We start from the raw sequence: 14,171 nt of genomic DNA on the forward strand, positions 1-14,171 counted from the left end.
ACGAATTAAGGCAAAATTAAAAATGAGCCCGGTACAATACCGAACTCATTTTATACAAGCTGCTTAAACAAAATAACCGTGTCTAACAATTAGGGGTCACTTCAAGAACACAAACCTGCTTTTTTAGTTGTTACTATTTTTGATATTCCGCTTCACGCAATTCAATACGACGAATTTTACCAGATGCTGTCTTTGGTAATTCATCTAAAAATTCAATAGCGCGAGGATATTTATATGGTGCTGTATGCTCTTTAACAAAGTTTTGTAGTTCTTTAACAAACGTGGGGTCTTCGCGGCGAGCTGTATCTTTTAATACAACAAATGCTTTTACAATCGCACCACGTAATTCATGTGGACTTGCGACAACTGCACATTCTGAGATAGAAGGGTGTTTTATAAGCGCATCTTCCACTTCAAATGGTCCAATCGTATAACCAGAACTAATGATGATATCATCACGTCTACCTTCAAACCAGAAATAACCATCCTCATCTTTACGTGCACGGTCACCCGTAATGTAGTAATCACCGATATATTGTTTAGCTGTACGCTCTGGGTCTTCAAAGTATTCTTTAAATAATGCTGGTGTCGTTTTATGGACAGCAATATTCCCAACAACGCCTGGTAAACAAGGTTCACCGTCTTCATTAATAATATCAACAATATTCCCAGGAGTCGGACGTCCCATTGAACCCGGACGAGGCTCCATACCTAACATTGTTCCAACTAGTAATGTATTTTCTGTTTGACCATAGCCATCACGTACAAGTAGATTAAATTCACGTAAGAATGTATCTACTACTTCAATATTTAGTGGTTCACCTGCTGAAACAGCACTTTGAAGCTGACTTAAATCATAGTCACTTAAATTTTCGATTTTTGACATAATACGATATTCCGTTGGTGTGCAGCATAATGCTTCGACTTTATAATCTTGTAGTAGTTGTAAATATTTATTCGGCTCAAAATGACCATTATAAATAAAGCCAATTGCACCTGTTCCTAATACAGATAAAAACGGGCTCCAAATCCATTTTTGCCATCCTGGACTTGCTGTTGCCCAAACAATACGACCTTCTTCGGCACCTAACCACGCACGTGATGCTGTACGTAAATGCGCGTATGCCCATGAATGTGTGTGAACCGCTGCCTTAGGGTTACCAGTTGTTCCACTTGTGTAAGAAAGAAAGACTGTATCTTTGCTATTTGTGTCTGCCACATCAAAGTCTTCGTTAAAGTCATCGGCAAACGTTGAAAGATTTGTCCATCCTTCTGCTTCACCAATCGTGAATTTTTTTAAACCTTCCACATGCTCAGCGTATTCAAATTCATCAATTAATGGCGCATACGCAACCACTGCTTTTGCATGGCTATGTGTAATGCGATAATCAATGTCTTTTGCACGAAGCATTTCAGAGCTTGGAATTACAACAATGCCTGCTTGAATGGCAGCTAGGTAAATTGTATATGCCTGAATCAATCTTGGTACCATAACAAGCATGACATCACCTTTTTGTAACCCCTGTGCTTGTAATGCATGTGATACCTTGTTAGCGCGTTTTACTAAATCATCATATGAAATCTGATTTTTGTTGCCCGCTTCATCTTCATAAATTAGTGCCGTACGGTTTTCCCCAGTTGCAAATCGACGAATTTCCTCCGCTAAATTATAGCGTTGTGGTGCGATAAGATCTTTTTGTTCCATATGAACTCCCCCTAATAAATAACTCGATTCGTTTATCAATTAACCACATACTAACACTAAACATTAGTACCTTGTACTAACATTTGTCATATAAAAACTATTGGAATTTTTATACATTTATATTTTACATTTATTTTCTCGAAAAAGGAATATTTTTCTGTTTAAAACACAAAAAATCTCTCAAAAAAATTCGAGAGATTCCGGAAAAGTTTTTTTCTTATAGTAAATCATCAAAGTCTGCTTTGACTTCTTTCTTAGGGAAATCATGTATTTCACGATTACGCACCGCTTTTGCAATCATTTCATCAAAATCTGTAAAGCTTTCGTAGTATTCCATTTTTTCTATACGAGGTTTTGTTTTTGGATTCGCCGGCGTAAATACTGTACAGCAATCTTCAAATGGAATAATCGACGTTTCATATGTACCAATTTTTTGCGCAATATCGATAATTTCTAATTTATCATACGTAATCAATGGACGTAGAATCGGTGTATTTGTTACTGCGTTAATCGCTGCTAAGCTATCCAACGTCTGTGAAGCTACTTGACCTAAATTTTCACCTGTAACAAGCGCTTTACATTTTGTCTCTTCCCGTACTAAATCTGCTACTTGCATCATCAGTCGGCGTGTTGTAGTCATTGTGACATTTTTAGGTACCGCTTGTTGAATCGTTTGTTGAATTTCTGTAAAAGGAATAACATGCAAACGAATTTTACCCCCAAATTTACTTACAATTTGAGATAATTCTTTTACTTTCCCTAACGATTGATCACTTGTAAACGGTGGACTAAAGAAGTGAATCGCTTCTACTGTTACGCCACGTTTCATCATCAAATAAGCTGCTACTGGACTATCAATACCACCAGATAATAGTAATAAGGCTTTACCATTTGAACCTACAGGTAAGCCAGCAGCGCCAGGAATCACATCTACTGACATATATGTGGCTTCTTCACGTACTTCTACACGTAATTCGATATCTGGATTTTTCATTTCAACAGTCATACCTGGTAATTCACTTAATACATGGCTTGCGATTACACGATTTAATTCATATGTTTCTAATTCAAATTTTTTATATGAGCGCTTCACATTCACTTTGAATGATTTTCCTTCATAGTTTAAATCTGCAACAATTTCTTTACCTAATGCTTTCATTGCTTCTAAATCCGTTGCACATTCTGCTACGGGGCTAAATGATTGAATACCGAACACATCTGGTAAGCGTTCAATTAATGCATTCATATCGTCATCTGATGGACTGCTAATATACATACGATCTCGCTCTAAACGAATTTTCATACCTTCTAAATCTTTGAACGTGCTTTTTAAATTATCGCGTAGACGATTAATAAATTGATTACGGTTACGCCCTTTCGTCGTAATTTCACCGTAACGTACTAAAATCTCATGCCATTTCATGGGTTTTAATCTCTCCTCTTACTTGTTTCACGACATTTGAAAATGCCTCTTTAAATTTTTCAATATCTGCGTCTGTTAAACCTTGCCCAAAGCTTATACGAATAACACCACGTGCAAATCCGTCTGGAACCCCGACCGCTTGTACAACATGGCTAATTTGATTGTCTTTTGAGTGACAAGCGCTTGAAGTTGAAACAATCACGCCTTGACGTTGCATTGCATTTACAATTACTTCACCTTTAATACCACGAATTGAGCATGATACGATATGCGGTGCTCCTTCATTTGAAGAAAGCACATACACATCTTCCATAGGATCTAAAAATGTGTGGATTGCATTGCGCCATTTTATATACTGTTGCACATTTTCAGTGCGATGCTGCTCCGCCAAACGAGCTGCTTTTGCGATTGCAACATCTTGTGGTACAGCCACCGTACCGCTACGAAGGCCCATTTCTTGACCTCCTCCGTGAATAATTGCTTCGATTGTTGTACGTTTTCTAAGTGCTGCAATCCCTGTTCCTTTTAACCCATTAATTTTATGGCCAGAAACAGAAATCGCATCTGGACCTAATTCACCGTTAAAGTAAACTGGCAATTTACCAAAGCTTTGTACAGCATCTACATGATAAAATGCACGACTGCCCTCATGAACAATTTTTGCAATTTCTTCAATTGGTTGAATAGCACCTATCTCATTATTAACATGCATAATACTTACGACAACTGTATCTTTTGTTAATTTTGCTTTTAAATCATTTAGATCAACAACACCGTGCTTATCGACATCAACATAATCAACATGAAATCCTTCTTTTTCTAATGCACGAGCTGTTTCTAAAACAGAAGCATGCTCGATACTTGAAACGATAATATGTTTTCCGCGATGTGTATTTGCGCGTGCAATTCCCTTAATTAAAAAATTATTTGATTCTGAACCACCTGATGTAAAAATAACATGTTCAGGTTCTGTATGAATAAGCCCTGCTATTTGTTCACGAGAACGATTTAGTAATATATTCACTTCAACGCCCATTTCATGAAGAGACGCAGGATTGGCATAATAGCGTTCATTTGCCTGTACGAATGCTTTCATGACATCAGCGCTTGGCTTCGTTGTTGCACTGTGATCAAGATAAATCATTGTGTCAATTCCTTCCTTCTAACAAAAACATATGTCTTTTGCTAAGTACATATTATATAACAAAAAATGTGCTTTAACAGGAATTTGAACCAATAAAAAAAGTGCATCAGATATTTTTTATTCTGATGCACTAATTAATGGTTATTTACTTAATACTTCATCAACTAACTCTTCCATCTTTTTAAGCGCCCCTGGTTCTGCTTTCTCAACCGCTTTTGCAACAATTTCAAGCGCCTTTGAATAACGCATATTATTGAATGCATCCTCTGCTTCAACTAGGCTGTCATTCATACCAGGCTTTGTTGTACGGTAGCGATTACCATATTGAATCAGTAGCTCTACTAACTTCACATCTTCAACCATGCTATCTACATGCTTTGTCGTTTCTGTAACAGCTAATTCTGCAGTTTTTACTGCTTCAAAAACTTCTGGCATATCAAGTGGTACAGCTTTCAATTTTTGATTTGCAACAAACAATTGTTCATCTGCTTCTGACAAACGAGACTCGATGTCATCTGGAATACCTGGAATATTTGCCTTATGTAATCGACGTTCCGTCTCTCGCAGTGTTGCGGTTAATTGCTTCAACGTATCAGACGCATTATTTTCGTCAATACGTAAATTTTTTAAACGATCCGAAAATGCATCTTGCTCTTCAAAAATACGCTCTGCATCATTTGCAATTTCTTTTAGTTCGCCTTCTACCATTGTATAAGCCGCTTGATGCTCCTCTAATTCATGTACAATTGTCTCATAGCGCTGTTGTACGGTTACAAGTTCTTGCTTACAATTCAATGGTGTCGCAATTTCGTCACCCGTTAAATGATAGCCCTTTTGTACTTCTTCTGTTTCACGAGCAGTAGCTAATGTGTACGATAGCACTTCATGTAAACGTGTACCTACAGGTGTTACATACTGATCAACATATTTTTTCGAGTTATATTCTGCTTCGAGACAATCAAAATAATGTTCGATGTCTTCACGAATTTCTTGAACGCGAAGCTCTGCCGTACCAATATCTAACTCCGCAATTTTATCTTTTAGCTCTGTTAATTCTAGCTCGGTCGCTTGAATCCATTCTAAAATTTCCAAATGCTTAAGAAAGAACCCTGTCTCTTCCATTTCATTATGACCTAAACGCAATTCCTGTAAATCTGATGGAATTTGTTTTTGGATTTCTCTAAGTAACCCTGGAATTGTTGAAATTAATTTAAAAATTTCTTGCCCTTCACGATTCAAATGTTCCACAATTTCACGTGCCTTCAAATAATCTCCGGCATCTGTTAACTGGTGATAATCTTCAAATTGTGGATTAAATAATTCTAGACGTTCTTCAAGTGGACGTGCCGCTGGTCCAAATGAATACTGATGTGCTAGTAGCGTTTTTCTTGATGTTTTATATTGCTCTTGAAGTTGTTCAATTTCAATGCTACTTTGTTTTTCGCTGTTTAATAAATGATCTAACTCTTCTAAAATTTGATCAATTATTTTATCTGCCCCATGAATATGTGATTCAATTTCTTGTTCTACAATCGTTGCTTTCCCAAATTGGAAACGATCAACATTACCACGTAATGCATGTAACAAGTTGTCGATTTTAGGGAACTCTTGATCATCTAAATTTTCCCACTTATTTTTCCAGCTCTCAAACATTGCTTCTGTTTGACCGTTCATATTTAAGCCTTTGACTTTCGCTAGTTCTTCTTGTACTGGTTTTTTCTGAAGATCATCTTTTAGCGCTTGCAGTCGGCGCATCTCTGTTAGATGCTTGTTACGAAAAACAAAGATGACTGCTATAATTACGATTAGTACGATGATGATTGGAATAATATATTTGATCATCGTAAGTCCCCCTTGTCCTTGTACTATTTACTTTTCTTATTCTATATTATGTTTAATAGTACCATGTTTTTATTACTTTTGTTTATCGATTTCTATACATTTTCATCATTTTTCCACTAAATTGGAGGGAATTCTATGAAACGAGATGGCCATATTCACTCACCATATTGCCCACACGGTTCAACTGATACACTAATTAGCTATATTGAAAAAGCAATTAACGAAGGATTCGGTGATATTACTTTTACTGAGCATGCACCCATTCCAAATGGATTTATCGACCCCACACCTGATCAGGATAGCTTTATGACGAAAAAAGCCTTTTATCAATACGTTTCCGAAATTCAAAAACTTCAAACGGATTATGCAAATAAAATTAAAATTCGTTTAGGAGTAGAGTTAGATTACATAGTCGGATTCGAAAAACAAACAACCGATTTTTTAAATGAATTTGGCTATCTATTTGATGATGCTATCTTATCCGTTCACTTTTTAAAACATCAAGGACAGTACACGTGTATCGATTTTTCAACTGAAGTATTTAATAACTTTGCAGCTGAGGTAGGTTCTGTTGCTGCAGTTTATAAATTGTATTACGATACAGTTATGCAATCGATTAAAGCGGATCTAGGACGCTTTAAACCAAAAAGAATCGGTCACCCTACACTTATTCATAAATTCCAACTCGCACATGGCCAAACAATTAATGATGAGGCACATATACATCATATTTTAGATACGATGCTCGAAGATGGCTATGAATTGGATGTGAATAGTGCCGGCCTTTCTAAGAAATATTGTAAGGAACCCTATCCACCTAAACCATATATTACTTACGCAAAAAATATTGGCTTACCACTGATATTTGGCTCCGATGCGCATCAAGTAGCAGATTTACACAAATATTATACTGACATTATAAAATAATTGGAGGAACAATTATGTTCGAAAAAAAAGCATACGATGGCGATTTAATTGCCCAATATACACTATTATCAAAACAATTATCCGCACTATTAGAAGGAGAAAAAGATCAAATCGCTATTTTAAGCAATGCTTCTGCATTACTTAATCAGTTTTTAGACGATGTCAACTGGTGTGGTTTCTACCTTTATAAAGAAGACGAATTATTACTTGGTCCGTTCCAAGGCTTACCTGCTTGTGTACACATCGCAATTGGACGAGGTGTTTGTGGTACAGCCGCAAAAACAATGGAAACACAGCTAGTAACAGATGTACATGACTTCCCTGGTCATATCGCCTGTGATGCCGCTACGAATTCTGAAGTCGTCGTTCCGCTTTCTAAAAATGGCTCTTTATACGGTGTATTAGATATTGATAGCCCTACAGTTTCTCGTTTTTCAGAAATAGATAAAGAAGGCATTGAGTTATTTGCTCGCACACTTGAAAAATACTTATAGTATATAGCATCTTTTGTTTTACGCTTGACTTTATACTATCTCTTCCCGTACAATAGCTCTTGTGTAAAATAAACGCAGCGGTTGTATGGTATAGCTGTTCAGTTTGTTCCTCTAGTTTTTAACTAGATGGTGTATAAGTAATTCGTCGGCTGCATGAACGAACATACATGAAAGCAAAATGTCAGTTATAACTAAATACGACTGATTTTTGTTTTATACCAAATAAAAATCATAGGAGGGACTTTAAATGTCTCGATATACAGGTCCATCTTGGAAACTATCTCGTCGTTTAGGCATTTCTTTAAGCGGTACTGGTAAAGAAATCGAAAAACGTCCATACGCTCCAGGTCAACACGGCCCTACTCAACGCAAAAAAATCTCTGAGTACGGTTTACAATTACAAGAAAAACAAAAATTACGCCACATGTATGGTATGACTGAACGTCAATTCCACAACGTATTCGTTAAAGCTGGCAAACAACAAGGTGTACACGGTGAAAACTTCATGATCTTACTTGAAACTCGCCTTGACAACTTAGTTTACCGTTTAGGTTTAGCTCGCACTCGTCGTGCAGCTCGCCAATTAGTAAACCATGGCCACGTAACAGTTGATGGTAAACGCGTTGATATCCCATCTTACAGCGTAAAACCAGGTCAAGTTATTTCTCTTCGTGAAAAATCTCTTAACCTTACTGCTGTAAACGAAGCTATCGAAGTTAACACATTCGTTCCTGAATACTTAACTTTCGACGCTGACAAAAAAGAAGGTACTTTCGTACGTTTACCAGAACGTTCTGAATTATCTTCTGAAATCAACGAAGCGTACATCGTAGAGTTCTACTCTCGCTAGTAGCGTATTTAAAAAAGCAGATTGCCAAAAGGCAATCTGCTTTTTTTATTTATTACGACCCAAAACCAATTAACAGTAAAATACTCGCAACGATAAATACAATGAAGAAAACTAGAATAATACCAAAAATAATCATAACGATAATAACACCGATTGAACGTCCAATAGATAATTTTTCTACCTCTGAAATAACAATAACTTCTAAGACGAGTGTCACAATCCCAATAACAACAATTAATAAACTCATAAATAAAACAAAATATTCTAAGTTAAACGCTGCTACTTTTGATAAAATCACATAAATCAATGCTACTGGTGTAGCAATGACATAAGGTAAAAGCGATACATAATAACCTTTTCGCATTTCTTTAAATGTCCCTGTTCCTTTGAAAAACCACTTTGCAATAAAGTGAGTAAAGAAACCGGCAATAATCGCGCCTAGCCAGACACTTGGAATGGCTAAAATGACTGACACTAATACTTGTAACCAAGTAATTTCAAATGTTTTGTCGTCAATATTACTAAAAATAACATTACCAAAACCTGCTAAAAATAGTACAAACCAATATTTTGAGAAATTATTTTTATTTACATAATGAACTGCTTCTCTGGGACTTTTCCAAGCTAACTTGAATAATTCTAAATTCATTTATTTCCCTCCACTTCTAGTAATGTTAATGGACCTAACCAGCCAAGCATACCATCACTTAAATTTGTCGTTTCGAACCCCATACTTTCCATATATGTAGCTGCATTATAGCTACGTACACCTGCTTTGCAAACAAAAATATACGGAACTCTTTGGTCAAGCTCTGATATACGATATGATAACTCTCCTAGAGGTATATGAATAGCTTCCGGAATCATCCCATGTGCTACTTCAAAATCCTCCCTAACATCAACTACATGCAAGATTTCTCCTTCTTCTAGCAAGTGTTGTACTTTTTCTGCTGTAATATGTTGCATACTGTACCTCCCTTGAGTATTTTAAAAATATTCGCTATAGTTAGCTTAACATGAAAGGACATGTGATGAAATGAAAGCAACTATTTATTCGACGCCCAACTGTGGTTACTGTACATTAATGAAAAAATTTTTACTGGAACAACAAATTGAATTTGAAACAATTTTAATTGATGGACCTGAAATTTCTCAATATTTAATGGCGCAAACAGGACGTTTAGGGGCACCTCAAACACTTCTTGAAGGGCACTGGATTTTAGGTTATGATCCTAATCAAGCAACTAAAATTATTCAGCATCTTAGCAAATAAAAAAGAGTTTCTCCCATTATTAGAGAGAAACTCTTTTTTTAGTTATGCAAATTTCACCATAAAGTATTTTTTCTTGCCACGACGAATAATTGTAAAGGCATCTTCTAAACGGTCTTTTGTATCAACTGTATAGTCTAATTCTTTTACTTTCTCACCATTCACAGAAATTGCACCATTTGTTACATCTTCACGTGCTTGACGTTTTGATGATGAAATTTTTGCTTCTACTAATAAATCAACAATATTAGCATCTTCTTTTGCTACTTCTACTGAAGGAACCCCTGAAAATGCTACTTTCATTTCTTCTACTGATAATGCTTTTAAATCACCTGAGAATAAAGCAGCTGTAATTTTAAGTGCTTGCTCTAAACCTTCTTCGCCGTGAATTAATTTTGTCATTTCAGATGCTAATGTTTTTTGCGCTTCACGTAAATGTGCTTCTGTTGCTACTTTTTCTTCTAATGCTTCAATCGTTTCACGAGATAAGAATGTGAAAATTTTCAAGTATTTTACAACATCAGCATCGCCCGTATTTAACCAGAACTGGTAGAATTCATATGGAGATGTTTTTTCTGCATCTAACCATACTGCGCCACCTGCTGTTTTACCGAATTTTGTACCATCAGCTTTTGTTACTAGTGGAATTGTGAAGCCATATGCTTTTGCTTCTTCATCATGTGTTTTACGAATAACTTCAAGACCAGTGGTAATGTTACCCCATTGATCTGAACCTCCTACTTGAATACGTACATTGTGGTGATTGTATAAATGATTGAAGTCCATACCTTGAATTAATGTGTATGTGAATTCTGTGAATGATAGACCTGATTCTAAACGAGAAGAAATGGTATCTTTACCAAGCATGTAATTGATGTTAATCAATTTACCGAAATCGCGTAAAAATTCGATTGTTGTCATATTACCAAACCAGTCGTAATTATTTACTAATTGCGCGCCGTTTGCTTCATTATTAAAATCAAAAATGCGTCCAAGTTGACCTTTAATACAATTCACATTATGTTCAATTTGTTCTCCAGTTAAAAGGTTACGTTCCGTTGAACGACCTGAAGGATCTCCAATCATACCTGTAGCTCCACCAACTAAAAGAATTGGTTGGTGCCCTGCTTGTTGGAAACGACGCAGTGTTAATATTGGCACAATATGACCGATATGCATAGAATCCGCTGTTGGGTCTACGCCAACATATAATGCTACTTTTTCATCGTCTAATAACTTTGCCATACCTTCCTCGTCTGTTTGTTGGTACAATAGGCCGCGCCATTTTAAATCTTCAATTAAAGCGTTTGTCATTGTTATTCCTCCTAAAATTTAAGCGTCTTTTTTTGGGAACAAAACTACGTACGATCCGTTCCTCTTCATATGACGTATAAAATAAAAACGTCCCTGCCATCAATAAAAATTGATGCAGGGACGTTAGGGACGTATAACGCGGTACCACCCGGCTTGGAGATAAAAAATCTCCCGCTTCTTTTCGCCTTATCGCAGCGTATACGTCTCCCTCAGAATGTGTAATTCATCAATGCATTATGACTAGCTTCCACCAACCGCTAGCTCTCTATACAGGGAATCCACTGATTACTTCGCATTCATCACCGTTCGAATCATATATAGGCTATTATCACTGTTCCAAAATCAATTGTCAATAAAAGAACGTGAATATGGTATAATAGACGAGATTTTAGTGAAATAAAACACTAATAGGTGCCAATTATTTTTGAGTGGCATATTAATGACGTATTAGGGTAAGATGTAGTGTATGAATCAGTAAATGATACATAATACATTTTGACAACAACATTCAAAACTATGTTAGCCGTTGCACTAATGTAGTCCCTTAATTTAGAACATAAAGGAGGAAGGCGTTCAGAAAGTAGCAACATCACGCCTTGGTGAGCTTTTTGCAACGTCATGTGAGTGAATAAAATCAAACAATGGGTCGACCAATTTGATGCACGAATCGATGAATTATCGAATAAAACTTGGATGAAATATTTCCGTATTACGACAAGCGTTGTGCGAAATCTTCTGCTACTATTCGCTCTTATCATCGCTCTTGGTATCGTATTTGTCGGGTCGATTGGCGCAGGTTATTTTGCCTCACTCGTAAAAGAAGAACCACTTGTTTCAAAACAAGAAATGGTTTCTACCGTTCACAATTATGAAGAAACGAGTAAACTATACTTTGCGGGCAATCAATACTTAGGGAAAATGCGTACAGATTTGGAACGTACAGAAATTACACTAAATAAAGTATCACCAGATCTTATTAATGCTGTAATCGCAACTGAGGATGAAAACTTTGAAAATCACGATGGTATCGTGCCAAAAGCGGTATTACGTGGTTTATTCCAAGATATTTCAAATTCAGACTCTCAAACAGGGGGTTCTACGCTAACACAGCAATTAATTAAAAACCAAATCTTAACGAATGAAGTATCTTACGAACGTAAAGCAAAAGAATTATTACTTGCAAAGCGTTTGGAAAAATTCATGACAAAAGATGAAATTTTAGAGGCCTACTTAAATGTTATCCCTTATGGTCGTAACTCTACGGGCACAAACATCGCTGGGGTCGAGACGGCAGCAGAAGGTATTTTTAACGTCAAAGCAAAAGATTTAAACCTAGCACAAGCTGCATATATTGCTGGTATTCCGCAATCTCCATATGCTTATACACCTTATACGCAATCAGGTGCTTTAAAAGATAATAAGCAATTAAAAATTGGTATTAACCGTATGAAAACTGTGTTATATCGTATGCATGAAACTGATAAAATCACAACAAAACAATATAAAAAAGCATTAAAATATAACATAAAAAAAGATTTCCGTGAACGCGAACCTCGCGCAACGGAAAAATACCCTTATGTAACAACTGAAATTGAAAAACGTGCAACAGAAGAAATGGCTAAAATCCTTGCAAAAAAAGATGGTATTGATACAAATCGTCTTGATGAAGAAGCACGCCTTCGTGAAAAATATGAAATTTTAGCTGACCGTGAATTACGTACAAAAGGTTATAAAATTTATTCGACTGTTGATAAAAAGATGTATGATGCGATGAATAATGTTAAAACGAATTTCTCAAGTTATGGCACAACATTATCAACACAAACAACCGATAAAGAAACCGGCGAAACAAAAACAGTTGAGGCCCCTGTGCAAGTAGGTGCAATGGCAATTGAAAATGCTACTGGTAAAATCAAAAGTTTCATTGGTGGTCGCGACTATGATTTAGAAAATTTAAATCATGCAACGTCGTCTAAGCGTCAGCCTGGTTCTACTATTAAACCATTGCTTGTTTATGGACCAGCAATTGAAAAAGGAATTATTAGCGCCGGTAGTGCCCTGCCAGATGTTGAAGTAACATCTCATGGTTGGTCAACTGCTAAGCCTCTTGAAAACTATGGCGGTGCTACACCAAAAGGGATTGTTTCTGCACGTTACGCATTGAAAAACTCATTAAACTTACCCGCTGTACGTTTATATGGTTTAAACTTTGCTAATAAACCTATGAATTACTTAGATAAACTAGGTTTTGAATACATCACAGAAACAGACCGTACAACTTATTCTGCTGCACTGGGTGGCTTGCAAGTTGGTTCTACTGTAGAGGAAAACACCAATGCATTTGCAACGTTTGCTAATGGTGGTAAATATGTTGATGCTTATATGATTACTAAAATTGTTGACAAAGATGGCAAAACAATCTATAAACATAAATCAAAATCTAAAAAAGTATTCTCCCAAGCTACATCTTATATTATTAATGATATGCTACGAGATGTTTTAGATTCTGGTACAGGTAAAAAAGCAAATGGCACATTAAAGTTCAATGCGGACTTTGCTGCTAAAACTGGTACAACACAAAACTATAACGATGTATGGTTTATGGGTTATAACAAAGACATTTCATTAGGAGTTTGGTTAGGCTATGATATGCCTAAAACATTAGATTATGGTTCAGGCTATTACGGTAAACCATCTGAACGTGTAAACCGCCTATGGGGTCAATTGATGAACTCAATCTACGATACAAATCCAGATCTAGCAACGGCTAATGGCGACTATTTCAGTCGTCCATCAGATGTCGTAACACGTTCAACTTGTTCAATTCAAGGTTATAGTTGCTCAAGCGATCTTGTAAATGCAAACCTATCATTAAATACGTACTCACCAACAAGTATTTTACAGCCTTTCGGTGGCAATCCAGAGGCCTTAAATGGACCTAAAAAAGAAAGCGAAGAAACAAATACTACTGGTACAAACGATACTACTGGTACAAACGGTACTACTGATACGAACGGTACTACGTCTTCTGGAACAACAAATTCTACAGGCACAACACAAACCGATAACGGCTTCTAATAATGGGAAGCTCATTTAATGAAAGAGGCTGGGACATAAGTGAAAATTCCAGCCTTTAATAGAGAAGGTGATGTCGAATTTGACATCACCTTCTCTATTTTTATGTATAAATTGGGAATTACCA

12 protein-coding genes and 1 other annotated feature are annotated in these 14,171 nt (G+C 36.3%); of the genes, 5 read left to right on the top strand and 7 right to left on the bottom strand.

Features of this window, described 5'->3' with window-relative positions:
- Positions 1-133 precede the first annotated feature (133 nt).
- From mbcS to ACFSY7_RS11555, 4 genes are all read right to left on the bottom strand, one after another.
- The gene (mbcS, locus tag ACFSY7_RS11540; protein WP_380147945.1) at positions 134-1,705 is read right to left on the bottom strand and encodes an acyl-CoA synthetase MbcS; all 1,572 of its coding nucleotides are present in this window, start codon (positions 1,703-1,705) and stop codon (positions 134-136) included.
- A 217-nt stretch (positions 1,706-1,922) separates the two neighbouring features.
- The gene (gene thiI, locus ACFSY7_RS11545) at positions 1,923-3,128 is read right to left on the bottom strand and encodes a tRNA uracil 4-sulfurtransferase ThiI (protein ID WP_380147946.1); all 1,206 of its coding nucleotides are present in this window, start codon (positions 3,126-3,128) and stop codon (positions 1,923-1,925) included.
- Positions 3,115-4,272: a cysteine desulfurase family protein gene (locus ACFSY7_RS11550; RefSeq protein ID WP_380147947.1), complete on the bottom strand. Its 1,158-nt coding sequence runs from the start codon at positions 4,270-4,272 to the stop codon at positions 3,115-3,117. The genes thiI and ACFSY7_RS11550 overlap by 14 nt, the downstream gene beginning before the upstream one ends.
- Before the next feature lie 141 nt (positions 4,273-4,413).
- The gene (locus ACFSY7_RS11555) at positions 4,414-6,114 is read right to left on the bottom strand and encodes a septation ring formation regulator EzrA (protein WP_380147948.1); all 1,701 of its coding nucleotides are present in this window, start codon (positions 6,112-6,114) and stop codon (positions 4,414-4,416) included.
- A 135-nt stretch (positions 6,115-6,249) separates the two neighbouring features.
- On the opposite strand from ACFSY7_RS11555, the gene hisJ reads away from it, so the two are divergent.
- From hisJ to rpsD, 3 genes are all read left to right on the top strand, one after another.
- Positions 6,250-7,041, top strand: a complete 792-nt coding sequence (gene hisJ / locus ACFSY7_RS11560; RefSeq protein WP_139992649.1) for a histidinol-phosphatase HisJ — start codon at positions 6,250-6,252, stop codon at positions 7,039-7,041.
- A 14-nt stretch (positions 7,042-7,055) separates the two neighbouring features.
- Positions 7,056-7,535, top strand: coding sequence for a GAF domain-containing protein (locus ACFSY7_RS11565; protein ID WP_126989200.1), 480 nt, complete (start codon positions 7,056-7,058; stop codon positions 7,533-7,535).
- Between the two features lie 247 nt (positions 7,536-7,782).
- On the top strand, positions 7,783-8,385 hold the full coding sequence (rpsD, locus tag ACFSY7_RS11570; protein WP_126989199.1) for a 30S ribosomal protein S4: 603 nt from the start codon (positions 7,783-7,785) through the stop codon (positions 8,383-8,385).
- Between the two features lie 52 nt (positions 8,386-8,437).
- Here the strand turns inward: rpsD and ACFSY7_RS11575 are convergent, their stop codons facing one another.
- Complete coding sequence (locus ACFSY7_RS11575) at positions 8,438-9,034, bottom strand: YIP1 family protein (RefSeq protein WP_126989198.1); 597 nt, start codon at positions 9,032-9,034, stop codon at positions 8,438-8,440.
- Positions 9,031-9,351 carry a rhodanese-like domain-containing protein gene (locus ACFSY7_RS11580; RefSeq protein WP_380147949.1) on the bottom strand — a complete coding sequence of 107 codons (321 nt, stop codon included), beginning with the start codon at positions 9,349-9,351 and terminating at the stop codon, positions 9,031-9,033. The genes ACFSY7_RS11575 and ACFSY7_RS11580 overlap by 4 nt, the downstream gene beginning before the upstream one ends.
- A 70-nt stretch (positions 9,352-9,421) precedes the next feature.
- Here ACFSY7_RS11580 and ACFSY7_RS11585 point away from each other — a divergent pair, with 70 nt between their 5' ends.
- Positions 9,422-9,658: a glutaredoxin family protein gene (locus ACFSY7_RS11585; protein ID WP_126989196.1), complete on the top strand. Its 237-nt coding sequence runs from the start codon at positions 9,422-9,424 to the stop codon at positions 9,656-9,658.
- A 42-nt stretch (positions 9,659-9,700) separates the two neighbouring features.
- Here ACFSY7_RS11585 and tyrS read toward each other — a convergent pair whose 3' ends face one another.
- Positions 9,701-10,969: a tyrosine--tRNA ligase gene (gene tyrS, locus ACFSY7_RS11590; protein WP_380147950.1), complete on the bottom strand. Its 1,269-nt coding sequence runs from the start codon at positions 10,967-10,969 to the stop codon at positions 9,701-9,703.
- Between the two features lie 122 nt (positions 10,970-11,091).
- Positions 11,092-11,281 (bottom strand) — a binding site (T-box leader).
- A 312-nt stretch (positions 11,282-11,593) separates the two neighbouring features.
- Here tyrS and ACFSY7_RS11595 point away from each other — a divergent pair.
- Positions 11,594-14,047, top strand: coding sequence for a transglycosylase domain-containing protein (locus ACFSY7_RS11595; RefSeq protein ID WP_380147951.1), 2,454 nt, complete (start codon positions 11,594-11,596; stop codon positions 14,045-14,047).
- Positions 14,048-14,171: the final 124 nt, after the last annotated feature.

Source organism: Kurthia populi, from assembly GCF_042686175.1.
Taxonomy (GTDB): domain Bacteria; phylum Bacillota; class Bacilli; order Bacillales_A; family Planococcaceae; genus Kurthia; species Kurthia populi.